This window comes from Streptomyces sp. NPDC047971, assembly GCF_040653355.1.
In the GTDB taxonomy this organism is placed as follows: domain Bacteria; phylum Actinomycetota; class Actinomycetes; order Streptomycetales; family Streptomycetaceae; genus Streptomyces.
Window position 1 is genome coordinate 242,196 of sequence record NZ_JBEZNW010000001.1, and the last position, 23,989, is coordinate 266,184.

The window sequence follows — 23,989 nt, forward strand, 5'->3', positions numbered from 1 at the left end:
GCCGCATGACGTCAGTTCTGTTCCCGCCACCAGGCGTAGGTGGCGGCGATGCCGTCGGGCAGGGCGACGGCGGGCTTCCAGCCGAGCCCGGTCAGCCGGGACACGTCGAGCAGCTTGCGCGGGGTGCCGTCGGGCTTGCTCGTGTCCCAGGCGATCCTGCCCTGGTATCCCGTGACCTCGGCCACCGTCTCGGCCAGTTCCCGGATGGTGAGGTCCTCGCCGCAGCCGATGTTGACCGGCTCGTCGCCGTCGTAGCCGCGCAGCAGCACGGCGCAGGCGGCGGCGAGGTCGTCGACGTGCAGGAACTCCCGGCGCGGGCTTCCGGAGCCCCAGAGCACGATCTCCTCGCGGCCCTCCTCACGGGCCTCGTGGAAGCGCCGGATCAGCGCCGGGAGCACGTGCGAGGTCTCCAGGTCGAAGTTGTCGCCGGGCCCGTAGAGGTTCGTGGGCATCGCGGAGACGTAGGCGGCTCCGTACTGCTTCCGGTACGACTGGACCTGCACGATGCCGGCGATCTTGGCCAGCGCGTAGGCCTCGTTGGTGGGTTCCAGCGGGCCGGTGAGCAGCGCGTCCTCGGGGATCGGCTGGGGCGCGAGCCTCGGGTAGATGCAGGACGAGCCGAGGAAGAGCAGCCGCTCGACCCCGGCGGCGTGCGCACCGGCGATGACCGCGAGCTGGATCTGGAGGTTCTCCTCCAGGAACTGCACGGGGTAGGTGCTGTTCGCCATGATGCCGCCCACCTTCGCGGCGGCGAGCACGACGGCGTCGGGGCGGGTCCGGGCGAGATAGTCCGCGGTCCGGGCCGCGTCGCGCAGATCGAGCTCGGCACGGGTCCGGGTGAGCACTTCGTGCCCGTCCGCGGTCAGCCTGCGGGCGATCGCGGAGCCGACGAGGCCGCGGTGGCCCGCGACGAATATCCGGGCCCGCTCGGGCAGATACGACGGGGCTTCCGTCGGGGCGGTCGTCGATTCATTCATGGCCCGGATCATGCCAGGCCGACAGGGACCGCAGTACACCAGATCCGGATTTACGACTCGGATCACTTCATATCCGCAAGTTACGGACCGGCTGGGGGCCGGTCCGTTCGGGAGGGGCACCACGCATGAGCAAGACCGCACTGATCACCGGAGTCACCGGACAGGACGGCTCGTACCTGGCCGAACTGCTGCTGTCCAAGGGCTACACGGTGCACGGCCTCGTCCGTCGGTCGTCCAGCTTCAACACCGAGCGCATCGACCACGTGTACCAGGACCCGCAGCAGGCGAACCGCTCCTTCGTGCTGCACCACGCCGATCTCTCGGACGGGGTGGCGCTGGTGAACCTGCTCCGCGACATCCGCCCCGACGAGGTCTACAACCTCGGCGCGCAGTCCCATGTGCGGGTCTCCTTCGACGCCCCGCTGTACACGGGCGACGTGACGGGCCTGGGCGCCCTCCGGCTCCTGGAGGCCATCCGGGCCAGCGGGGTCGACACCCGGATCTACCAGGCGTCCTCCTCCGAGATGTTCGGCGCCACCCCGCCGCCGCAGAACGAGCAGACGCCGTTCCACCCGCGCAGCCCGTACGGCGCCGCCAAGGTCTTCGCCTACTGGACCACGGTCAATTACCGCGAGGCGTACGACATGTTCGCGGTGAACGGTATCCTGTTCAACCACGAGTCGCCGCGCCGCGGCGAGACCTTCGTGACCCGCAAGATCACGCGGGCCGTGGCCCGCATCAAGGCCGGACTCCAGGACCGGCTGTACCTGGGCAACCTCGACGCGGTACGCGACTGGGGGTACGCCCCCGAGTACGTCGACGCGATGTGGCGCATGCTGCAGTGCGACGAGCCGACCGACTACGTGGTGGCGACCGGAGTCCCGGCGACCGTACGGCAGTTCGTGGAGACGGCGTTCGGCCACGCCGGGCTGGACTGGTCGGAGCACGTCCGCTACGACCCCAAGTACGAGCGCCCCAGCGAGGTCGACGCCCTGATCGGCGACGCGAGCAAGGCGCGGGACCTCCTTGGCTGGAAGCCCACGGTTCAGGTGGAGGAGCTGGCACGCATCATGGTCGACGCCGACATCCGTCTCGTCGAGGACCAGCTGGCCGGCGCGACGGTCCGAATAGACCGCTGACCTGCACTTCTCTCTCTCGCGGCCGCTCCGGTGAGACAGCCGGGGCGGCCGTTCGCCACGATGTGCGCGAGTACGCAAGGTAGTGGATTGGCCAAAACGGCTCTCACGCTTGTCACTTCGTCGTACAGTTCGCATTCATCAGATGGCAGTTGCACCACTTCTCGCCACATTGACTGGGCTATCACGCCTGGGGGGAACATGCGTAGATCCTGGGGGCTCACTGCTGCCCTCGTCCTGACCGTCGCGGCCGGAGCCGGAGGCTCTCTGGCCCCGACGGCCGCGGCCCTGACGCCGCCGGTGGCCTTCACCGCGGACGATCTGCCGACCTGGCAGACCAACGGCATCGTCTGGGCACTCGCCGAGGCGAACGACACCGTCTTCGTGGGCGGCACCTTCTCCGAGGTGCGCCCGCCCGAGGGCGGCGCCGGCACTCCGAAGGGGGCCGTCAACTTCGCGGCGCTGGACGCCGCGACGGGCGCGCCCACCGCCTGCAATCTCTCATTCACCGTCGGCAGCGGCACCGCGACCGTGCGGACCCTCGTGGTCTCGCCGGACAAGAAGACGCTGTACGCGGGTGGCTACTTCGGCGCCGTCAACGGCACGCCGGTGTCCAGCCTCGCCGCGATCGACATCGCCACCTGCACGCCGAAGGCGGCCTTCACGCCGAGCTTCCCCGCCACCGTGCGGGCGCTCGCCGTCACCGACACCACCGTCTACGCGGCCGGCGACTTCGGCACCGTGGAGGGGCAGACCCGACAGCGGTTCGCCGCCGTCACCACCGCCGGCGCGCTGCTGCCGTTCACCGCGAACGCCGACGAGCCGGGCCGGGCCATCGAGGTCACCCCGGACGGGCAGCACGTACTGCTCGGCGGCGACTTCTTCACCGTCAACGGGGCCAACTCGCACGCGCTCGCCGTGGTGAACTCCACGACCGGCGCCGTGACGAAGGCGTACCCCAACGGCTGGATCCCGCAGAACTCCGTCGTCAAGGACATCGAGACGGACGCGACGGGCTTCTACACCGGCAACGAGGGCACCGGCGGTGGCGTCTTCGACGGCCGCATCGCCCTCAACCTCTCCGACTTCGAGCAGCGCTGGCGCGACACCTGCCTCGGCGCCACCCAGGCGGTCCGCTCCTACGAGGGTGTGCTCTACAGCGCCTCGCACGCCCACGACTGCTCCAGCGTCGGCGAGTTCCCCGACGGTCGCCGTTACCACCTGCTCGCCCAGCCGACGACGTCCACCGGCAAGCTCGGCTGGTTCCCGGACACCAACGACGGCATCGGCGAGGGCATCGGTCCGCGCGCCTTCGCCATCTCCGGCACCGGTTCCACCAAGTACCTCTGGGTGGGCGGCGAGTTCACCACCACCAACGGTGCCCCGGCGCAGGGTCTCACCCGCTTCGCCTCCGGTCCCGACACCGGCGCGCCGACCGTGCCGACGGTGAGCGCCGCCGCGGTGACCCCGAGCGCGGTGCAGGTCCGCTGGCGCTCCAGCCTGGACCTGGACGACTCGACGCTGACCTACAAGGTCTACCGGAACGGCGGGGCGACCCCGATCGCGACCCTCCAGGGCGACTCGCTGCACTGGTCGCGCCCCCAGGTCTCGTTCAAGGACACCAACGTGACCCCGGGCCAGACCTACACCTACCGGGTGACGGCCGGTGACGCGGACGGCAACACCAGCGCCCTGTCCGCGACGTCGACGGTGACGGTCCCGACCTCGCCGGAGCCGTACGCCTCCCAGGTGATCGCCGACGGCGCCGGGCTCTACTGGCGCTTCGACGAGTCGAGCACGCCGTACGCCGCCGACTCCTCCAACGGGAACAACAGCGGCCTCTTCGTCAACGCTCCGGCCCTGCGCCAGACCCCGGCCGCCGTCAGCGGCGCGTCCACCGCGGTCACGCTCAACGGCACGGACGAGCAGATCCACAGCGACCGGCGCCAGGACGTGACCGGCTCGTTCACCGTCGAGACGTGGTTCAAGACGACCACGAACCGTGGCGGCAAGCTGATCGGCTTCGGCAACAACACGACGCGCAACAGCGGCAGCTACGACAAGCACCTGTACATGACGAACACCGGCAACGTGGTGTTCGGCGTCTACACCGGCTCGGCCCGGACCCTGACCTCGCTGGGCTCGTACAACAACGGCGCCTGGCACCACGCGGTCGGCACCCAGGGTCCTGACGGCATGAAGCTGTACGTCGACGGCAAGCTGCTGGCGTCGAACAACGTCACCACCAACCAGCAGTACCCGGGCTACTGGCACGTCGGGGCGGACAACCTCTCCGGCTGGCCGCTGCGTCCGACGAGCACCTTCTTCGCGGGCCAGCTCGACGAGGCCGCGGTCTACCCGTCCGCGCTCACCGCGGCGCAGGTCGCCAAGCACCACAGCCTGGCCTCCGCCCCGGCCGACACGGTCACCTCGGTGACCGCGTCGGAGGACACCTACGCCAACGCCGGCGCCCCCGGCACCAACTACGGCACGTCCAGCTCGCTGGCCGTGCGCGGAACGGCGGCGTACGAGTCCTACCTGCGGTTCACCCTGCCGGCGGCCCCGGCGGGCACCGTCCTCAAGAGCGCCCGGCTCGCGGTGAAGACCTCCACGGCGGCGGGTTCCGGCTCGGTCGACTCCCAGTCCGTCGTCCCGGTCACCGGTGCGTGGACCGAGGCGGCCCTGACGTACACCAACCGCCCGGCGCTCGCGGGCAGCCCGATCGGGACGCTCAGCGGCGCCACGGACGGCTCCGCCGTCTACTCGGCGGCGCTGAACACCTCGGCGATCCAGGCGGCGCTCGGCGGCTCGTACAGCGTCGCGCTGACCAGCACGGGGACCGACCCGCTGTGGCTCTGGTCGTCCGAGGCGTCGGCCGCCGAGGGCACCCCGCAGCTGGTGCTCACCTTCGGCGCCCCGTAGCCGGTGCGCTGAACCGTCCATCCAGGATGCGGGGCCCGGTCGGCCGGGCCCCGCATCCGACGTACCACGGGAGTTCCCCATGCGTCGCCCTCTTCACCGGCGCCCGGCAGCGGCGGCGGCCCTGCTGACCGCTCTGCTCACCCTGGCCGCCTGCTCCTCGGGGGGTGACGGCTCCGACGGCGCTCCGCGGGCGGCGACGCCCACGCGTTCGGCGGTCGTGCCCGACCGGCAGGCCGAGGCGGAGCCCACCGGCCCCACCCCGAGCCCGACCAAGGGACCGGTCGTCCCGGATGCCGAACTCAAACCCGTCACCGGCTCGTTCACCACGCAGCAGAAGGAGTACCTGAGCGGGCGGGTGCCCAAGAACACGGATCCGGCCGCGGTGCTCCAGACCGGCGAGGAGTCCTGCCAGCGTCTGGAGCGCACCGCCAAGCGGGACAAGGACGCCGCGGTGGGCGCCCTCGTGGCCGGGGACATCCCGGACGCCGAGGCCGCCGTGAACCATCTCTGCCCGGCGCAGAAGCCGCTGCTCGCGACGGCGCGGACCGGCTTCCCCGACGGCACGGTGACCCAGCCGAAGGCCGGCACCTACCGGGCGCTGACCAGTGACCCGTCGTGCACCTGGCGGGCCCTGGGCAAGGACGGGAAGGTGCTCGCCTCGGGTCCGGCGCTCGGCGCCAAGGGCCCGGTGAAGGCCGCCGTCCCCGCGGGGACGGCGGAGTTCGTCTCCTCTTCCTGCTACGCCTGGCTGCCGGCCTGATCCACCCGGACGGACTCGTACACCCCGAGCAGGGTGTCGAGGACGGCCTCCATCGAGAACGCCTCCGTGGCCAGCTTCCGGGCCGCCACGGAGGCGCTGTCGTTCGCGTGGCGGTCCAGCAGCGCGGTGACGGCCGGGGCGATGCCCGCCGCGTCCGTGACGACCCGTCCCGCGCCCGCCTCCTCGATGTCACGGGCGAGGCCGTTGGTGTCCGTGACGACGGCCGGGGTCCCGACCGACAGCGCCTCCAGGACGGACATCGGGAACGGCTCGTCCACCGACGGCAGCACGTACACGTGCGCCCTGCGCAGCTCCTCCAGCATCCGCTCGGCCGACAGCGGTCCCGGACGCTCCACCCGGTCGCCGACGCCCAGCTCGTCGACGAGGGCGTCCACGGCCGCCCGTTCGCCCTCGTCCGGACCGGCGAGGACGAACGTGGCGTCGGGGTGGTGGCGCAGGATTTCGGGAACGGCCGCGACGAAGTCCGTGGGGCGCTTGCGGGCCTGCAGCCGTGCCGCGTACAGGATGCGCGGCGGACCGGTCGGTGTCGGGCGGGGGTCCTGGGCGGGTACGCCGTTGACCAGGCGTACGGCCCGGTCGAGCGGCCCGCCGACGACGGCGTCCAGGTCCCTCCGCTCGCGTCCCGTCAGATGGAGGACGGCGGAGGCGCCGCGCAGCACGCGCCGGACCGCGACCGCGTCCAGGATCCTGGCCAGGATCTTCTCGCTCGGATCGACCATGCCGTGCGTCTGGAGCACCAGCGGCCGGCCGGCCCGCAGGGCCGCCAGCGCCACGGGCAGGGTGACCAGATCGCGGGCGAGATGGACATGGACCACGTCCGCGTCCCTGACCAGCGCGCCCGCCCCGGCGACCAGCGCGGGCGAGGTGATGCCGCTGAAGCCGAGGGGCAGGATCGAGCGGGCCTGGTACAACCGGGCGGGCACTCCGTCGACCTCGGTCGGAAGCGTCTCGCCGAAGCCGTCGCCGAGGGCGACCAGGCGTGGCCGGTGGCCCCGTCCGGCCAGTCCGCGGCAGAGGTTGACCGCCACCCTGACGGGTCCGCCGAAGGCGTGGGTGGGGCTGTGCAGGGTGACCGCGTGCAGGACGCGCAGGCCGCTCACGCGGGCACCGGGACCGGACGGCGGCCGTCGGCCGTGTGCAGCGTGAGCTCGGGCAGGTCCTTGTGCAGGGTCGTGCCGGCCGCGACGACCGCGTGGCGGCCGACGGTGACCCCGGCGAGGACGGTGGCGCGGGTCGCGACCCAGGCGCCGTCCTCGACGGTGATGGGCGCGTTGCGGTAGCGGAAGTCCGAGGCGCGGTGGTCGTGGCTGCCGGTGCAGAGCAGCGCCTCCTGGGAGACGCAGACGTGCGCGCCGAGCGTGACGGGCTCCAGGTTGAGCAGCCAGGCCCCCTCGCCGATCCAGGTGTGGTCACCGACGGTCAGCTTCCACGGCCACAGGATCCTGACCCGGTGCCGGATGAGCACGCCGTCGCCTATGGTCGCGCCGAAGGCCCGCAGCAGCGCGACCCGCAGCCTGGCCGGGCAGAACCAGGCCATGAAGACCGTGTTCATCACCGCGAACCAGAGGGCCTGCGTCAGCTTGCCGCGGCCCTTGTCGTATCCGGCCAGCGTGAAGGCCGGGAGATTCCGCATGAGTCCACCCCCAACAGCGCCTCCCCTGGCGCCGAGAGGTTCAGACTAACGGTTGACGCAAGGTGACAGGAGGGCGTCGGTAGACTGCCGCGAAGTGACCTTCCGAGGGTGGCGCGTTCGTGCGCCGGGGGCCGGAAGTCCGGGGATCCAGGGGGCGGTATGACGACCGATGTACGCGGTACGGCGGCGGAGCCGCGCCCTGCGCCGACTCCGCCCCCGCCCCTGCTGCTCGCGCCCCCGGTCTCCCCGCGCACGCTCCTGTCGCGGGCCCTGTCGATCCCGCTGGTGCTGGGCTTCACGGTGTTCCTGCCGCTGCTGGTGGCGATCCAGCCGGGCGCGGGGGTGCACGATGCCGCGTACTACCTCCAGATCGCGCTGACCATGTACGCCGGGGCCCGGCTCTCGGCCATGATCCTCACCCGTCGGCGCAAGCTGCTGCAGGGCTCGTTCTGGCTCTTCGTCTACATGGCGATGGGTGTGGCGCCGCTCGCGCAGGCCGTGCTCGGCCGGGTGCCGACCCCGGTGGTGGGCCCGCGCTCCGATCTGACGACGGCGGTCGCCCTGGTCCTGGTCGGCTGCGCGGCGTTCGACCTCGGGTCGCTGCTGGCCCGGGGCCGGCCCGGAGGCTCCGGGCGGGGCGAGGAGCGTCCGGCGCTGGTGCACCGGCGCCGGCTGTATCTGCTGGTGCTGCTGGCCTTCGCGTGCAGCGGGCTGTTCGTCGTCAAGCTCGGCGGGCCCGCGGTGTTCTTCTCCAGCCGTCAGGAGATCATCGCCGGAATCGAGGAGGCGGGGGTCTCGCAGGCCGACTCGCAGGCCGGACAGGCCTTCCTGCGCGGCTTCGGCACGGTCCCCGCGCTCTTCGCGCTGCTGGTGTACTGCCGTTGGCTGGTCACCTCGCGGCGGGCCAGGCGCCGGCCCATGGTGATCGCCGTGTTCCTGGCGCTGGTGCTGCTCAACTGCGTGGTGAACAACCCGATCTCGAATCCCCGGTACTGGTTCCTCACGGTGATGTTCTCGCTGTTGTTCACCGTCTTCCCGGTGAGCGCGGCGATGTACCGGTCGGCGCTGAGTCTCGGGGTGGTGATGGCCCTGATCGTCTTCCCCTTCTCGGACCGGTTCCGCTACGACGAGAAGAACTACCGTCCGGTGGAGACCACGTCCGTCCTGGAGCCGCTGGCGCTCAAGGACTACGACCAGGTCGGCATGTTCGCCAACACGATCACGCTGGTGAACTCGGGAAGCCGGCACCGCTACGGCCGTCAGCTGGCCGGATCCGTGCTCTTCGCCGTGCCGCGTTCGGTGTGGCCGGGCAAGCCGCGCGACACGGGCGTGATGGTCGGCCAGTGGATGGGGACGGTGAACACCAACCTCTCCTCCCCCGTGTGGGCCGAACTCTGGATCGACTTCGGGGCCGTGGGCATGGGCGCCGGGATGATGGGGATGGGGTACGCCGCCGCGCGGGTGGACGGGAGGTTCGCCCGCCGGGGCACCCGCAGGGCGCCACCGGGCAGTCTGATCTCCCTGGTGGTGCCCCTCGTGGCGGGGTACTCCTTCATCCTGCTGCGCGGTCCGCTGCTGCAGGCGTCGGGCCGGGTGGCGATCGCGCTGATCTGCGTCGCCCTGGTGACCACCTGGCGTCAGGACAAGGGCGCCGCGCTCCGCTGACCGTCCCGCTGCTCGGGGACTCTTCCGGGGCGGGTTCGCGTCACACGGGTCCAGGCCGCCAGGGCCTTCAGCGCGGAGCCCGCGGCCAGGCCCCAGGCCGCGCCGGCGGCGCCGCCGAGGACGTACCCGCCGAGCATCAGCGCGACGGAGAGCAGCGAGAAGACGACCTGGACGGAGAGCGTGGCGCGCGGGCTGAGGACCCGCAGGGTCACCAGGGCGCAGGTGCCCGCCGCCATCACGGCGTACTGGCTGCCGGTGGCGGGCAGGAGCTCCGCGGCGGACCGCCAGGTGTCGCCCAGGAGTCCCCGGCCCACCCGCTCCGGGAGCGCGTACAGGGCGGCGGCCCAGCCGAGCGCGACCAGTGCGAGGACGGCGGCGAGTCCGATGGCCGCCCGTACGGTGGCGCGTCGGGAGCCCGCCCTGCCCAGCAGGGGCGGGCCGAAGGCGTTGACCGAGGTGAAGAGCGTGTTGAGCGGGCCGAAGAGGGTCGAGGCACCGCGCAGCGCGCCGACGGCGAGGGGGTTCGCGAAGAGTCCGAGGCCGAGGACGGCGAGCTGGCTCGAGCCGTTGCCGACGGCGAACTCGACGACGAATCGCCGGCCGAGGTGGTCCTTGCGCAGGAAGCGGCGCGGATCGCCGGGCCGGCCGCGCACGAAGGGCCGGAGCAGGGCGAGTCCGAGGAGTACGGCGGGCAGCGCCGACAGGCCCCAGACGAGGACCAGCCGGGCCGGTGAGGAGCCGTGCGGCTGGACGAGGAGCGCGGGGACGGCGCAGGCGAGCCTGAGGACGTCGGCGGCCAGCGCGCGGTGCGGCTGCCGCAGGGCGGAGAAGGCGTAGCGCAGCCCGTCCTGGACGAGGACGACCGGCAGGACGGCGCCGAGGGCGAGCAGCGCGGGGCCGGTGTCGCCCCCGACGGCCGCGCCCGCGGCGAGCAGCGGGAGCGCGACGACCGTGGAGGCGAGGGCGGTGAAGGTGACGGCGGACCGGGCCGCCGCGCCGACCTCGTGTTCCTCGCCCTTCTCCAGGACGACGCTCTGTCCGACGTACGCCGCGCCCAGGCCGAGGAGCACGGTGAAGCCGATGTAGACCATCGAGAAGGCGGCGAAGCCGTCCGCGGTGGACTGCCGCGCCGCGATCACGAGGACGGCGATGTTGGTGAGGCTGGCCGCCGCCTGGTCCAGGACCGAGGCGGCGACCGTGGCGGCTCGCCTCAACGGTCGCCCGCGCGGATGTCGCCGCTCCGCAGGTCCTCCGCGCGCAGCGAGCGCAGGGTGACGGTATCGGAGCCGTCGCCCTGGATCACCTGCTCGGGCTCGGGGGTGAACTCCTCGGCGGGGGAGGGCGCGGGGGCCGGCTGCCTGCTCCGTCCGCCGCCGCCGCGCCGGCCGGCCGCCTGCTTGCCGACGCGGCTCTTGCCGCCCGGTGTGTGGACCACGGCGCCGAGGACCGTTCCGCCGGCGCCCGCGATGAGTTCGCGGATGCGCTGGAGGTCCGTGCGGTGGACGCCGCGCGGGTCGCAGACGATGAGGACGCCGTCGACGCGGTCCACGAGGGCGAGCGCGTCCGCGTAGTTGAGGACGGGCGGGGCGAGGACGACGACGGTCGCGTTGGGCGAGTCGGCCTCGGCGATCAGGCGGGTGACCGTCGGGGCCGTCAGGGCCCGGGCCACGTTCCGTACCCGCTCACCGGGGACCAGGCCGAACGAGCCGGACTCGCCCGCGTCGACGGAGAGCTGGCGGCGTCCGGGCCAGCCGTTCTCCTCGCTCTCCCCCGTGTGGCTCCACCGGGGCGCCGCCGCCGCGTGGGCGCGGAGCCGTCCGGCGAGCGTGGGGGTCCGCAGATCGGCCTCGATGAGGAGGACGTCCTTGCCGGTCTCGGCGAAGGAGGCGGCGAGGTGCGAGGCGACCGCCACGGCGGCGTCGTTGGAGCCGCGCGGGGCGACGACGAGCAGGCGACGCCGGTCGGCGAAGCGCTGGTCGTAGGCGAGCCGGAAGGCGACGGAGCGGTACTCCTCGGCGACCCGGGCGTCCGTGTGGTCGTCGGCGAGCAGGACGTCGGTCGCCCCGCGCGGCAGGGTGCCGAGGACGGGGGCGCGCACCGCGCGGGCGACGTCGCCGGCGGAGCGGGGCGCGGGGTCGAAGACGAGCCGGACCCAGGCGGCGAGGAGGCCGAGCGCCACGCCGACGAGGGCGCCGAGACCGAGGCTCATGGTGAGTCCGGGTCCGTCGGAGAAACCGGGCGCGGTGGCGGTACGGATGACGGTGCCGGCCGACATGTCGAGGGACTTGAGCTGGCTGATCCGGGCGTCGAGCTCGTTGATCCGGTTGAGCAGGTTGGTCTTGACCGCGTACTCGTTGTCCCGGGCGGCCCCGTCGGCCATCCGGTCGACTTCCTTGGTCTTCTGGTCGTGCTTCTTGGCGACCTCGTCGAGCTGCTTCTGCTGGCCCGCCAGCATGGTGGCCCGCAGGTCGGTCCACTGCTTCTTGCGCAGGTCGAGGTAGGACTGGGTGACCGCGTTGGCGCGGTCGGCCGCGGCCTGGGGCGAGTCCGCGGTGTAGGTGAACTGGAGGACCTGGCTCTGCGGCGGATTGGTGACCTGGAGGTCCTTCTGGAGCTTTCCGAGTGTGCCGGTCCAGCCGAGCTTCTTGGCCGCCTGCTCGGCGACGCTGCTGCTGAGCGCGGTCTGCCGCTCGGACCCCATGTTGAGCGTCTTGTCCTGCGAGACGCTGGGGTTGAAGGGGTCGTTCACGGGGGCGCGCAGCACCACCTGGCTGGTGGCGACGTAGGTGTCGGCGTTGGACAGGCCGAACCAGACACCGCCGAGGAGACCGATCCCGATCCCGCCGGCGATGATCGCGCGGTAGCGCAGGAGCTGGCGGAACTGGTCCCGCAGCAGCTCCGGTTCGTCGTCCTCCACCGCGGTGACGTGCGTGTGTGTCACGTGCTCGGACCCCCCAGAGCCTCGTCGATCAGTGCGTCGATCCGGGCCAGTCCGGCCGCACGGGTCAGATGGGCCTCGACATGGCGGGGCCCCTGGGCGCCGAGCGCGTCGGCTGCCGACGGATCGTCCCCGAGTCTACGGATCTCCGCGAGGAGCGCGTCGGGGTCCTCGGGCGGTACGAGCACGCCGGCACCGGAGCGCAGCACTTCGAGGGCGGTACCGCCCTCGGCGGCCACGGAGGCGACCACGGGGCGTCCGGCCGCGAAGTACGAGGTCAGCTTGGACGGGACGCTCATGTCGAGGACGGAGGCCCGCTGGGTGACGGCGAGGACGTCCGCCGCGGCGAGTGTGTCGGGGAACTCGTCGTCCCCGACGGGCTCCATGAAGTCCAGGTTGGGTATCCCGGTTCCCAGCTGCTCCAGATGGGCGCGCTGGTTGCCGTCGCCGAGGAGGACGACCCGGATCTTCGGGTCGCGCCGGGCCGCCTCGACGAGCACGTCGAGCCCCTGCTTGAGGCCCATGTTCCCGGAGTGCAGGACGACGGTCTCACCCTCGGACCAGCCGAGTCGCCGCCGGGTCTCCGCCCGGGGCGTCGTGGGGCCGGCCACGTGCGACCAGTTGGGCACGAGCCGGATGCGACGGCGGTCGACGCCCATGGCGGCGACCTTGTCGACGAAGGTCTCGTGGATGACGCCGACGAGCGCGGCCCTGCGCAGGGCGTACGTCTCGGCGCGCCCGGCCAGCGCGGCGGCCCGGTCGCCGCCGCGGATGCCGCTCTGCGCGGCGGCGGCGCCCATCAGGTCCTGGACGACGGGGACGTACGGGATCCGCCAACGGGTCGCGAGGCGGGCGCCGATGATGCCGCCGGCGAGGCTGGGCATCTGGGCGAGGACCGCGTCGGGCCGGCCCATGGAGGGAGGCGCCATCAGGCCGTGGGCCAGCACGCTCGCCTCGAACGCGGCCCGCTTCAGCGCGGTCTGGCGGGGCGGGACGGTGTGGCGCCTGCGGTGCACCACGACCCCGGAACGCCGCTCCGTGCGGCGCCAGGCACCGGCGTAGGCCGGATCGAGGGACCAGGAGGGGTAGTGCGGCATTCCGGCGAGGACGTGCGTCTCGTGGCCGCGTGCCGCCCAGTGCTCGGCTATCTGGGTGGCATAAGGGCCTATTCCGGCGTGTTCAGGCGCATAGTTGGTGGACACCATCAGCAGCCTGCGCCGGGTCACCGGCGTGCCGCCGTCGTTCCCCACTGTCGCTTCCCCCACGCGAACGTCCCTTTCCCCCGTACGTGAACCGGCTCTCACCCTAGTCGTTCACTCACTCTCAACGGAACGTGCACGCTATCGTCGGAAACTCCTTCGCGCTGGGGAGCGCGAACGCACCTGGGGGGTTTCACTCATGACCGATGGACGGCCGTACCGAGTCGGCTACGCGCCGGGCGCCTACGACCTCTTCCACATTGGCCATCTCAACATCCTGCGGCACGCCCGTTCTCAGTGCGACTACCTGGTGGCCGGAGTGGTCTCGGACGAGATGGCCGAGCGCGCCAAGGGCAGGCGTCCGATGATCCCGCTGGTCGAGCGTCTCGAGATCGTGCGCAACGTGAAGTACGTCGACGCCGCCTTCGTGGAGACCGTGCCGGACAAGCTGGAGACATGGAAGCAGGTCCGGTTCGACGTGCTGTTCAAGGGCGACGACTGGCGCGGTACGCCCAAGGGAGACCGTCTGGAACGGGACTTCGCCGGGGTGGGCGTGGAGATCGTCTACTTCCCGTACACGATGCACACCTCCAGCACCCAGCTCCGCCGTGCGCTCGACCTCCTGACGCAGGAGGCCGAGCCCGGGACGGGAGTGGGCGGGGTCAGCGAGGGGCTGCGCTGAGCTCGCGGAACCACTTCGCGAGGAAGGCGAGGAGGAACACCGCGCTCGCGACGGCGAGCACGGTGTAGCTCCAGCGGAAGACGGAACCGCCGCCGAGCAGCAGGAAGACCAGGCAGAAGACCCCGTGGTCGACGGGGAGCAGCGCCACGGCCCGCAGGGTGGACGGCTGGGGCGCCGGTGTGCCCGGGGCCGGACGCGGCTTGAGCTTCTCGGTCAGGAGCCCGCCGAAGAAGGTGACGACGGCGGCGAGCTGGAATCCGAGGGGGACGAGGAGCCAGCCGTCGGTGGTCGTGCCGAAGTACTCGGGGTGGCGGTAGAACGCGATCAGTACGGCCAGGTGCAGGGCGGTGATCTTCGCGCAGTCCACCACGTGGTCGAGCCACTCCCCCGCCGGGCTGCCGCCGCCGCGCAGGCGGGCAAGCTGCCCGTCCGCGGAGTCGAAGGCGAAGCCGACGGCGAGACCGAGCCAGATCAGCAGGCCGAGCGTCCAGGACGGCGTGCAGAGGGCCACCGCGGCGACGGCGGCGAAGCTGAAGGCGGCGCTGATCAGGGTGACCTGGTTCGGTGTCAGTCCGGCGGCGTACGAGCCGGCCGCGAGGTACCGCCCGACGGGTCGATTGACGAACCGCGAGTAGAGCGAGACCCCCTTCGCGGACTTCTGCGCGGATCTCAGCTCGGTCAGCGCGGTCCCGATCGTTCCCACGAACCCCCCCGGGTCATTGTCGCGTACGGTCGAAAGCCGTACATCCGTACGTGATGATGGCGCACATCATCGCAGGCCCCGGGAGGGGCGGGGGCCGGCGCCGGTCCCGGACCGTGCAGAACGAGTCACCGGCCGCGGTGGGGCGCGCTGCCGCCGCCGACGGCCCCGGCGCCCGGGCCCCGGCCCCGGCCGGACTCCGCGGAGCCGGTACGGGTCCGGGACCGCGCGGGTGGGCGGGCGCGCCCCGGAGCGGGGTGCCGAGCCGGAGGCGCGCCGGATTCCGGGCTCCGGCGCGCCGACGCCGGCCCCGGAGTCGGCGCCGGCGCCCGCCGGGAATGGCCGATCGTGATCACCGCGCACGAGGCCGTCATGCGGTCAGGAGCTCGGCGACGTCTCCACGGCCTCGGCGCGACGGTTCTCCTTGAGGGTGATCCGGCCCTTGCGGATGGTCGCCAGGCGCGGGGCGCGACGGGCGATCGCGCTGTCGTGCGTCACCATCACGAACGTCAGTCCGTGCTCCTTCCAGAGCCCTTCGAGCAGTTCCACGATCTCGTCGCGCATCGACTCGTCGAGGTTGCCGGTCGGCTCGTCCGCCAGGAGCACCTTGGGCCGCTTCACCAGGGCCCGGGCGATCGCGACGCGCTGCTGCTGGCCTCCGGAGAGCTCGGACGGCAGGTGCTTGAGGCGCTCGCCGAGACCGACGGAATCCAGCGCCTCGGCCGCCATGCCGCGCCGCTGGGACGCCTTGAGGCCCATCGGGACCAGCGCGGTCTCCACGTTCTCCTGAGCGGTGAGGGTGGGGATGAGGTTGAAGGACTGGAAGACGAAACCGATGTTCTGGCTGCGGACGCGGGTCAGCCGGCTCTCCGGCAGCTTCGCCAGGTCGACTCCGTCGAGCATCACGCTGCCCGCCGTGGGCCGGTCGAGTCCGCCCAGCATCTGGAGCAGCGTGGACTTGCCGCCGCCGGTCGGCCCCTGGATGACGAGCCGGTCGCCCTCGCTGATGGTGAGGTCGATCCCGGCGAGCGCGTCGACCCGCTCCTGGCCTCTGCGGTACTGCTTGGTGACGCCTGCGAGTTCGTACATGGTGCAACTCCTGCGATACGTGAAGAGGGTTCGGGCTTGGCGGCTACTCGACGCGGCGCAGGGCGTCCGCCGGGCGCAGCCGCGAGGCGCGCCATGCGCCGAAGCCGCCGGCGACGAGCCCTCCGCCGAGCGCGAGGACCACGGCGAGGCCGACGGTGGTGACGCTCACGGGGGCGGTGAGGGCGATGTCGAGGGTGTTGCCGGCGGCGCCCTCGCGGACCGCGGTCATGCCGGGGCCGCCGAGCATCCGACCGCCGCCGGGGCCGCCGCCGTTCAGCGCGCCGGCGCCGAGTTCGGCGGTGAGCGTGGGGCTGACGGCGGTGACGAGGTAGGCGCCGCCGAGGCCCACGGCGATGCCGAGCGCGCCGCCGAGCAGGCCGTTGACGAGCGCCTCGCCCATGACCTGGCGGGTGACCCGGCCGCTCTCCCAGCCGAGCGCCTTGAGCGTGCCGAACTCGCGCACCCGGCGGCTGACCGCGGAGGAGGTCAGCAGGCCGGCCACGAGCACGGCGGCGACGAGCACGGCGTACGAGAGCCACCTGCCCACGTTGGTGGCCAGGTCGGCGGCGGTGTCGAGGGAGCCGGAGACGGTCTCGGCGAGGTCGGCGGACGTGGTGACCGTGGTGCCGGAGACGTTCTTCTGGATGGCGGCCTTGACGGCGTCGATCCTCGTCGAGTCGGTCGCCTTCACATAGACGGTGGTGATCTTGTCCTTGGAGTCCGACAGGATCTGGGCCTGCTTCAGCGGCAGATAGACCTGGGCGGCGGACTGTCCGCTGTCGGCGGTGGCGATGCCGACGATCTGGAACGTCACCGCCTTGACCGTGAGGGTCTCGCCGACGTCGAGTCCCTCCTGCTTGGCGTAGGCGCTGTCGACGACGACGACCTTGGCCTCGGTCTCGGAGGCCGTGAAGGTACGGCCCTTGGAGATCGTGGAGGTGGTGAGGGGGCCGAGGCCGGGGGCGGTGACGTCGGTGCCGTAGAGGGTGAAGGAGTTGACGTCGAAGGCCGCGCCACCGCCCTCGACGGTGCCGCCGCCCCCGCCGTTGCCGCCGCCCGGGCCGCCGGGCTGGGCCTGCCGGGTGTCCTGCCTGACCTCGCCGCGCCGGAACTGGCCGTCGATCTTCAGGTTGACGAGGCTGAGACCGCCGACGGCCTCGGCGACGTCGCTCTGCTTCGCGACGGTGTCGACGGTGGAGGCGGGCAGGGTCTGGAACCCCTGGACCATCAGCCGGTCGCTGCTCTGCTCCTCGTCGTCGCCCCGGGCGTCGAACTCGAACCGCGGCCGCTGCGCCTGCCCGCCCTCGGCGGTCTGCTCGCGGGCCTTGGTGACGGTCAGGTCGGTGCCGAGTCCGTAGAGGGACTCGAGGACCCGTGTCTGCGCCCGCTGCATCCCGGAGGCCACGGAGTTGACGACGATGACGAGCGCGATCCCGAGCGCGAGCCCGGAGGCGACGACGAGCGCCGCCTTTCTGCGACGGCGCAGCTCGCGCCGGAGGTAGGTGAAGAACATGGGCGTGAAGCTAGGCAGGGGTGGTGATGGCCGGATAAGCCCCACGTGAGAGGCGCATGAGAGTCGGTCATCGCACCCGGCGCCCCGTGACGCGCCGGCTGGGCCGCGGTCGCCTCGCGTCCCCGCCGGGGACCTGGAACAGCTCGCCCACGCCCGTCAGGACGACCGGGACGGTCCGCCGGCCAGGCGTGGATCCGGGCGGCTTGGTCCGCACCGTGCGGGTGCGTCCGGGGGCGTGTGTTCCGCCCCGGTGCCGGGGTCAGCGGCCGTACGACAAGGGGTCCGCCAGGACGTCGCGGATGACGACGGCCGCCGCTCCGCGCGCCGCGTCGGCCGAGGTGGAGGCCGCGCGGAGGCGGCCCTCCGCGGGGGTCCAGAGGCCGGAGACGACGCGGCGGGCGAGCTCGGCGTCGACGGCGGGGCCCAGCCGGGGCATCAGGCGCGGGTAGATCCCGCCGAGGACGACGACTTCGGGGTCGAGCAGGTTCACCGCGCCCGAGAGCGCGAGGCCGAGCGTCCGGCCGGCCTTCTCCACGGCGGCCACCGCTCGCGCCTCCCCCGCCGCCGCGCGGCGCGCCAACTCCTCGACGCCCGACGCCCCGGACTCCGCCTTCTCCGCGAGCCCCGCCGCCCGCAGGAGCGCCGACTGACCCGCGTACTGCTCCAGGCAGCCGCGCGAGCCGCAGCGGCACAGCGGCCCCTCCGCGTCGACCGCCATGTGGCCGATCTCGCCGGCGAACCCGTGCGCGCCGCGCAGCAGCTCGCCGTTGACGACGATCGCCCCGCCGACGCCGATCTCCCCGGTGAGGTGCACGAAGCTCCGCACGTCGCCCAGCGCGCCGAACCACAGCTCGGCGAGCGCCGCGGCGTTCGCCTCGTTGTCCGAGGCGACCCGCAGTCCGGGACGCCCGGGGCGCAGGGCGGTGAGCGCGGCGGCGAAGATCCGGTCGGCTTCGACGCGGTTCCAGCCCAGGTTCGGGGCCTGGTGGACGGTCCCGGAGGAGACGAGACCCGGCAGGGCCAGGCGTACTCCGGTCGGGTGCAGGTCCCGTTCCGCCGCCCGCGCGAGGACCCTCGCCGCCATCCGGGCCGCACGCCCCAGGACCTCGGTGGCACCGGCCGCGCGGTTGTCGAGGGGTTCGGTGATCCGGAGCCGGTCGGTGCCCGCCAGGTCGACGACGCACACCGACACGTAGTCGACGTTGACCTCGACACCGAGCCCGGCGGGTCCGGTGTCCGCGGCCTTGAGCACGGTGCCCGGCCGCCCCGCCTGCCCGCTGAACGTCTTGCCCGACTCCCTCAGGAAGCCCTGGTCGAGGAGGTGCTCGACCAGCGAGGAGACGGCGGCGCGGGTCAGTCCCACGCGGGCGGCCACGGCCGCCCGGGTCGTCTCGCCCGCCTCGTGCACGGTCCTCAGGACGAGGCTGAGGTTGTGCCGTCGCACGCTCGCCTTGTCGGCCTTGGGTGCCGCCGGGTGCGCGTCCCCGGTCCCCGGAGTGTTCTTCATCGTGCGCCGAGCCTAACCCCGGCGAAATCGGTTCAACCACCGAACTCTCTGCGCTACCGTCGGTGCCATGCCCCTCCCGCGCGACTACAGCGGTCAGACCTGCGCCCTCGCCCGTTCGATGGAGGTCGTGGGCGAGCGCTGGACCCTGCTGATCGTCCGGGACGCCTTCTTCGGGGTCCGCCGTTTCGGGGAGTTCGCCGCCCATCTGCGTCTCCCGCGCGCCGTCCTCAGCGACCGGCTCACCACCCTCACCGGGGCCGGCGTGCTCCAGCGCCTCCCGGACGCCGGGCGCCGTGAGGTCTACGGCCTCACCTCCAAGGGCGTGGCGCTCTGGCCCGCCGTCCGCGCGCTCACCTCCTGGGGCGACGAGTTCTACGCCCCGGGCGGCGGGCCGCGCCGTGTGTTCCGGCACGTCGACGACGACGCCCCCCTCACCGGGGACGGCCGCTGCACCGGCTGCGGAGTGCCGGTCGAGGCCCGGGACATCCTCGTGGCCCCGGGCCCCGGACTCCCGCCCCCCGCCGAGGACGACGACCCGGTCACCGTGGCGCTCGCCCGCCCGCACCGGCTGCTCAGACCGCTGCTCGTCCCGTCCGCGATCCCACCCCCCGAAAGAGGTCCGCACTCATGAAGATCCTGGTCGTCGGCGCCGGAGCCACCGGAGGCTACTTCGGAGCCCTGCTCGCCCGCTCCGGACAGGACGTCACCTTCCTGGTCCGTCCGCGCCGCGCCGCCGTGCTCCGCGAGCGCGGTCTGCGCGTCACCGGCCGGGACGAGCAGTGGTCCGTGGAGCCTCGGCTGCTCACGGCCGACGAGCTGACGGTCCCGTACGACCTCGTCCTCCTCTCGGTGAAGTCCACCGCGCTCGACCAGGCCGTCGAGGACATCGCCCCGGCCGTGGGCCCCGACACGGCGATCGTGCCGCTCCTCAACGGGCTCGCCCACATCGACTCCCTGAACGCGCGCTTCGGCACCGCGCCCGTCCTCGGCGGTGTCGCCAAGGTGGTCACCACCCTCGACGACGACGGGGGCATCGTCCGCCTGGCGCCGATCGCCCATCTGACGATCGGTGAGCAGGACGGGTCCCGCTCGCCGCGGGTGGAGAAGATCCGTGCGGTACTGAGCGGGGCGGGCGTCGACACCCTCGTGCCCGAGGACGTGATGGCCTCCATGTGGCACAAGTGGGTCTTCATCACGACCTTCGGCGCGGTGACCGGTCTGATGCGGGGAACGGTCGGCGAGGTGACCGCCGTCCCCGGCGGCGCGGACCTGGGGCCGGCGGTCCTGGCGGAGGCGGCCGCCGTCTCCGCGGCGGCGGGCCATCCCGTACCGGAGTCCGAACGGGCCGCGACGCTGGGCCTGGTGACCGCGAAGGGGTCCTCGATGGTGCCCTCGCTCTACCGCGACCTGGTGGCCGGTCGCCCGACGGAGGTCGAGCACCTCTTCGGCGATCTGGTGGCGAGGGCCCGGGCGCTGTCCGTGCCCACCCCCCTCCTGGACCTGGCGACGCTGCACCTGCGCGTCCACCAGGAACGGGTGCTGTCCACCGTCTGAACCCGTGCCCGATCCCGTTGTCAGAGGCCCCCGTTAGTGTGCGGATCACTGATCATTTCGGGGAGAGGGGACGGCCCGTGCGGCGCTGGGAGTACTTCGCGGACGGCTCGGACACGTTCTGGGCGGCCGCTGCCGAAGGCGCGTCGGTGACCGTGCGGTTCGGGGGCTCGGGGACCGAAGGACGGACGCGTGTGAAGAAGTTCGGTTCTCCGGAAGCCGCGCGGGCGTATCTGGTCGAGGCCGCGGCGGAGAACGAGAACACCTTCGTCATGCCCGCGGCGTGGCAGCGGCACCTGTATCTGCGGCGGGGAGGCGTCCGCCGATCCGTGGACGCGGTCGACCTCCGCGCGCCGGCGCGGCTCCGGGCGTTGCTCGCGGGGGACGCCGAGACGATCGAGCGGGCGCTGCGCTCCTCGCGGAGTGGCGCCCGGCTCGTCGAGGCGGCCCGCGCGCACCAGGCGGGCAAGCGGAACGCGGTCGGCGCCGCGGTGCTCGCTCGCCTGCTCAACGCCGATCACGGCAGCTACGAACTGGTCGCGGACGCCTGGACGGCGGAGTTCGGGCTGCCGTTCGCCGCTTGTGCCGCCATCGAGTTGCAGGAGACGCGGAACGCATGGGAGGGGCGGGGCGAGCGCAGTCAGCTGGTCGCGGTGGAGGCGAACCCCGAGGGCTCCGGCGGCTGGGTGAAGGGCGTCACGGGGGGAGCCCTCGCCCGGATCAGGGCCCTGCTGGCCGAGGCGGACGAGGCCACGTACCGCGCCGCGGTCGAGGCACTCGCCGGGCGCCGCGACGGCGTCAACCGGGCGATCGGGGTGGCGTTCCTCGTTCCCTCGGAGAAGGAGTGGGTGGACGAGTGCCTCGCGGGGCTCTCCGGGCCCGCCGACTCCGGCGTCCGTCTGATGCTGCTGTGTTCACTCGGCACCACGGAGCAACTCGCCCTGTTCGGCGACCGCGGCGACCTCGGCTGGCGCGGTTGGAGTCCGGCGGTCGTCGCGACCGTGGCCGACGGCGTGGGAGCGGCCATGGCGTCGCTCGTCGCGAACGAGCTCAACCGGCAGTACATCGACACGGACGGCACCAAGGCCATGGCGGCCGCGCTCGCCGCACTGCCCTCGGACGTGGCGTTCCGTCATCTGGTGGACCGCGTCGACGACAAGCACGTGCGTGCCGCCCTGGTCACTGCCACACGGCGCTTCCCCGCGCGGGCCCTGCGTCTGCTGGCGGAGGCCGCGCGCGGTGACGACGAGCGCGCCGCCCTGGCCCGGCGGCTGCTCACGGCACATGTCGCCACCCACCGGGAGACGGCTCTGTCGCTCCTGCCCGGCCTTCCCGAGGAGGTCGCCGAGGTGGTGGAGCCGCTCGCGGGGCCGGACGGCCGTGCCGAGGAGATCGACCCCGGCTCCCTGCCGGAGCTGCTCGCGTCGCCGCCGTGGACGCGCGCCCGCGAGGTGGTCACGCCGCGGGTGGTGACCGGGCTGGTCCCCCCGGCGGACACCCGCCTCGTGTGGCAGTCGGGCGAGCGGGCGCTGTGGACGACGGCCGAGTCCTGGGTCACGGCCTGGCAGCCGTACCGGCCGCTCGAGGAGATGGTGGAGCAGATGCGCCGGGGGACGCACAACTCCTGGTACGACATCGCGGTCTTCACCCACGGCCCCGTCGAGCTGGTCCGGCCGTTGCTGGCCGACTGGGAGGGCGGCGGCGTCTACGACGGCGAGAACACGTTCAAGCCGCTCGTGGCCCGGCACGAACTCGCCGCGTTCCCCGCGGTCCTGCGGAGCGCCGCGAGCCAGCCGACGGCGCTGGCGCCGATCCTGATGCCCTTCGTGGATCCCGCCGTCGCCCGGCTGATGGCGAACTGGCTGGACCGGCTCAAGACGGCGGGCAGGACGGCCACCGCCTGGTTCGTGCGGCACGGTGCCGACGCGGCGCGGCTGCTGGTCCCGGACGCCCTGGGCAAGCCCGGTGCGGCGCGGACCGCCGCCGAGGGCGCGCTGCGGCTGATCGCGTCGGCGCACGGCGCGGACACCGTGCGGAAGGCGGCGGCGGAGTACGGCCGGGAGCCGTTGGAGGCGATCGAGATCCTGCTCGCCTCGGATCCGCTGGCCGCCGGACTGCCCGCGCGGATGCCGGAGCCGGGAGCCTGGGCCGATCCGCTCGTCCTTCCGCAGCTCCTCACGGCCTCCGGTGGCGCGCTCCCGCCGACCGCCGTCGCACACGTCCTCACGATGCTGGCGCTCTCAAAGCCGGAGAGGGTGTATCCCGGTGTGGCCGCCGTCCGGGAGCTGTGCGATCCGGGCTCCCTCGCGGCGTTCGCCTGGGCGCTGTTCGAGGAGTGGCGGTTCGCCGGGATGCCCCCGAAGGACGCCTGGGCGCTGCATGCGCTCGGCTGGTTCGGGGACGACGACACGGTCCGCGCGCTCACTCCGGTCATCCGGGCCTGGCCGGGCGAGGGGGCGCACCGGCGCGCGGTCGAAGGGCTCGACGTGCTGGCCGCCATCGGCACCGAGGCCGCCCTGCTCCATCTGCACGGTGTCGCCCAGCGGGTGAGATTCAAGGCGCTGAAGCTCCGCGCCCAGGAGAAGATCGCCGCCGTCGCCGCCGAGCTGGGGCTGACCGGTGAACAGTTGGCGGACCGTCTGGTGCCGGACCTCGGCCTGGACGCCGACGGGAGCACGGTCGTCGACTACGGCCCCCGTCGCTTCACGGTCGGCTTCGACGCGCGGCTCAAGCCGTTCGTACGGGACGAGGACGGCAGGCTCCTCAAGGATCTGCCGAAGCCCGGAGCGGGGGACGACGCGGAGCTCGCTCCGGCGGAGCGCAAGCGGTACGCCGCCTTGAAGAAGGAGGCCCGGACGCTCGCCTCGGACCAGATGCGCCGTCTGGAGGAGGCGATGGTGACCCGGCGCGCCTGGACCGGGGCGGAGTTCCGGCAGCTGCTGGTGGAGCATCCGCTGGTCGGGCACCTGGTGCGCCGGCTGGTCTGGCTCGCCGAGGAGGAGGGGACGGTCACCGCGTTCCGGGTGACCGAGGACCGTGGGTACGCGGCTGCCGGCGGCGGGACGGTGCCCGTCGCCGACGACGCCTCGGTCTCGCTCGGGCACCCGCTGTGTCTGGGTGACGGCGTGGTCGCGACCTGGTCGGAGCTCTTCGCCGGCCTCGCCGTCGCGCAGCCGTTCCCGCAGCTCGGGCGACCGGTCTTCGCGGTGACGGAGGAGGAGGCCGGCGGAGCGCGCCTGACCCGGTTCGAGGGCGTCACCGTGCCGGTCGGGAAGCTGCTGGGGCTGCAGAAGCGCGGCTGGGAGCGTGGCGAGCCGCAGGACGCGGGCGTGGAGCGCTGGTTCTCGCGCCGCGTCGGCCCCGAGTGCTACCTGGTGATCGCTCTGAAGGAGGGCATCGCGGTGGGCGTGGTCGACATGTTCCCGGAGCAGACGCTGGAGACCGTCTGGCTGGACAAGCAGCCGGGCGACCACTGGGGCAGCCGGGAGTACCGGCTGAGGTTCGCGGACCTCGACCCGGTGACCGTGTCCGAGCTGCTGGCCGATCTGACGGCCCTGACCTCGTGACCGTCCGCCTCGCAGGGCCGCCGCGGCGGAGGCCCTGCGAGGCGGGAGTCCGGTGAGCGGGGGCGCCGCCGGCCGCGCGGGCCGACGGCGCCGGTCGGCGGGCCGCTGCCGGTGGGCGTGCCGGGCGGGA

At 73.0% G+C, this 23,989-nt stretch carries 18 protein-coding genes; 8 read left to right on the forward strand and 10 right to left on the reverse strand.

The genetic code is table 11. The features are described 5' to 3' along the window. Window positions 1–11: 11 nt before the first annotated feature. A complete protein-coding gene (locus AB0D99_RS01080) occupies window positions 12–977 on the reverse strand; it encodes a GDP-L-fucose synthase (protein WP_362355421.1) in 966 nt (321 codons plus the stop codon). Between the two features lie 125 nt (window positions 978–1,102). On the opposite strand from AB0D99_RS01080, the gene gmd reads away from it, so the two are divergent. From gmd to AB0D99_RS01095, 3 genes are all read left to right on the forward strand, one after another. Next, on the forward strand, window positions 1,103–2,116 hold the full coding sequence (gene gmd, locus AB0D99_RS01085; RefSeq protein ID WP_362355424.1) for a GDP-mannose 4,6-dehydratase: 1,014 nt from the start codon (window positions 1,103–1,105) through the stop codon (window positions 2,114–2,116). 198 nt (window positions 2,117–2,314) lie between these two features. Next, window positions 2,315–5,035, forward strand: coding sequence for a LamG-like jellyroll fold domain-containing protein (locus tag AB0D99_RS01090; protein ID WP_362355427.1), 2,721 nt, complete (start codon window positions 2,315–2,317; stop codon window positions 5,033–5,035). 79 nt (window positions 5,036–5,114) lie between these two features. Then, the gene (locus AB0D99_RS01095; protein WP_362355430.1) at window positions 5,115–5,795 is read left to right on the forward strand and encodes a hypothetical protein; all 681 of its coding nucleotides are present in this window, start codon (window positions 5,115–5,117) and stop codon (window positions 5,793–5,795) included. Here AB0D99_RS01095 and AB0D99_RS01100 read toward each other — a convergent pair. After that, window positions 5,774–6,907 (reverse strand): glycosyltransferase, encoded by a 1,134-nt coding sequence (locus AB0D99_RS01100; protein WP_362356027.1) that lies wholly within the window; start codon window positions 6,905–6,907, stop codon window positions 5,774–5,776. The two genes, AB0D99_RS01095 and AB0D99_RS01100, sit on opposite strands and share 22 nt — an antisense overlap. Before the next feature lie 5 nt (window positions 6,908–6,912). Further along, on the reverse strand, window positions 6,913–7,449 hold the full coding sequence (locus tag AB0D99_RS01105) for a WcaF family extracellular polysaccharide biosynthesis acetyltransferase (protein ID WP_362355433.1): 537 nt from the start codon (window positions 7,447–7,449) through the stop codon (window positions 6,913–6,915). 159 nt (window positions 7,450–7,608) lie between these two features. Between AB0D99_RS01105 and AB0D99_RS01110 the strand changes: the two genes are divergently transcribed. Continuing rightward, complete coding sequence (locus tag AB0D99_RS01110; RefSeq protein ID WP_362355436.1) at window positions 7,609–9,114, forward strand: hypothetical protein; 1,506 nt, start codon at window positions 7,609–7,611, stop codon at window positions 9,112–9,114. Here the strand turns inward: AB0D99_RS01110 and AB0D99_RS01115 are convergent. The 3 genes from AB0D99_RS01115 to AB0D99_RS01125 are packed head-to-tail and all read right to left on the reverse strand — an operon-like array spanning window position 9,087 to window position 13,257. Then, window positions 9,087–10,328 carry a hypothetical protein gene (locus AB0D99_RS01115; RefSeq protein WP_362355439.1) on the reverse strand — a complete coding sequence of 414 codons (1,242 nt, stop codon included), beginning with the start codon at window positions 10,326–10,328 and terminating at the stop codon, window positions 9,087–9,089. The genes AB0D99_RS01110 and AB0D99_RS01115 overlap by 28 nt on opposite strands. Continuing rightward, window positions 10,325–12,055 carry a lipopolysaccharide biosynthesis protein gene (locus tag AB0D99_RS01120; protein WP_362355442.1) on the reverse strand — a complete coding sequence of 577 codons (1,731 nt, stop codon included), beginning with the start codon at window positions 12,053–12,055 and terminating at the stop codon, window positions 10,325–10,327. The genes AB0D99_RS01115 and AB0D99_RS01120 overlap by 4 nt, the downstream gene beginning before the upstream one ends. After that, the gene (locus AB0D99_RS01125; protein ID WP_362356029.1) at window positions 12,052–13,257 is read right to left on the reverse strand and encodes a glycosyltransferase family 4 protein; all 1,206 of its coding nucleotides are present in this window, start codon (window positions 13,255–13,257) and stop codon (window positions 12,052–12,054) included. Before AB0D99_RS01125 ends, AB0D99_RS01120 begins: the two co-directional genes overlap by 4 nt. Before the next feature lie 193 nt (window positions 13,258–13,450). Here AB0D99_RS01125 and AB0D99_RS01130 point away from each other — a divergent pair, with 193 nt between their 5' ends. Beyond that, complete coding sequence (locus AB0D99_RS01130; protein WP_362355445.1) at window positions 13,451–13,933, forward strand: adenylyltransferase/cytidyltransferase family protein; 483 nt, start codon at window positions 13,451–13,453, stop codon at window positions 13,931–13,933. Here the strand turns inward: AB0D99_RS01130 and AB0D99_RS01135 are convergent. From AB0D99_RS01135 to AB0D99_RS01150, 4 genes are all read right to left on the reverse strand, one after another. Then, window positions 13,914–14,636 (reverse strand): CDP-alcohol phosphatidyltransferase family protein, encoded by a 723-nt coding sequence (locus AB0D99_RS01135; RefSeq protein WP_362355448.1) that lies wholly within the window; start codon window positions 14,634–14,636, stop codon window positions 13,914–13,916. The genes AB0D99_RS01130 and AB0D99_RS01135 overlap by 20 nt on opposite strands. A 375-nt stretch (window positions 14,637–15,011) precedes the next feature. Then, window positions 15,012–15,722, reverse strand: a complete 711-nt coding sequence (locus AB0D99_RS01140; RefSeq protein ID WP_362355451.1) for an ABC transporter ATP-binding protein — start codon at window positions 15,720–15,722, stop codon at window positions 15,012–15,014. 43 nt (window positions 15,723–15,765) lie between these two features. Next, window positions 15,766–17,235, reverse strand: a complete 1,470-nt coding sequence (locus AB0D99_RS01145) for an ABC transporter permease (RefSeq protein WP_362355454.1) — start codon at window positions 17,233–17,235, stop codon at window positions 15,766–15,768. A 259-nt stretch (window positions 17,236–17,494) separates the two neighbouring features. Then, complete coding sequence (locus AB0D99_RS01150; RefSeq protein ID WP_362355457.1) at window positions 17,495–18,742, reverse strand: ROK family transcriptional regulator; 1,248 nt, start codon at window positions 18,740–18,742, stop codon at window positions 17,495–17,497. 67 nt (window positions 18,743–18,809) lie between these two features. Here AB0D99_RS01150 and AB0D99_RS01155 point away from each other — a divergent pair, with 67 nt between their 5' ends. The 3 genes from AB0D99_RS01155 to AB0D99_RS01165 all read left to right on the forward strand — a co-directional run bounded on the left by AB0D99_RS01155 (window position 18,810) and on the right by AB0D99_RS01165 (window position 23,859). Next, window positions 18,810–19,373 carry a helix-turn-helix domain-containing protein gene (locus tag AB0D99_RS01155; protein ID WP_362355460.1) on the forward strand — a complete coding sequence of 188 codons (564 nt, stop codon included), beginning with the start codon at window positions 18,810–18,812 and terminating at the stop codon, window positions 19,371–19,373. Next, window positions 19,370–20,296, forward strand: coding sequence for a ketopantoate reductase family protein (locus AB0D99_RS01160; protein ID WP_362355463.1), 927 nt, complete (start codon window positions 19,370–19,372; stop codon window positions 20,294–20,296). The genes AB0D99_RS01155 and AB0D99_RS01160 overlap by 4 nt, the downstream gene beginning before the upstream one ends. A 77-nt stretch (window positions 20,297–20,373) precedes the next feature. Next, window positions 20,374–23,859 (forward strand): DUF4132 domain-containing protein, encoded by a 3,486-nt coding sequence (locus AB0D99_RS01165; protein ID WP_362355466.1) that lies wholly within the window; start codon window positions 20,374–20,376, stop codon window positions 23,857–23,859. The last annotated feature ends 130 nt before the right edge of the window (window positions 23,860–23,989 follow it).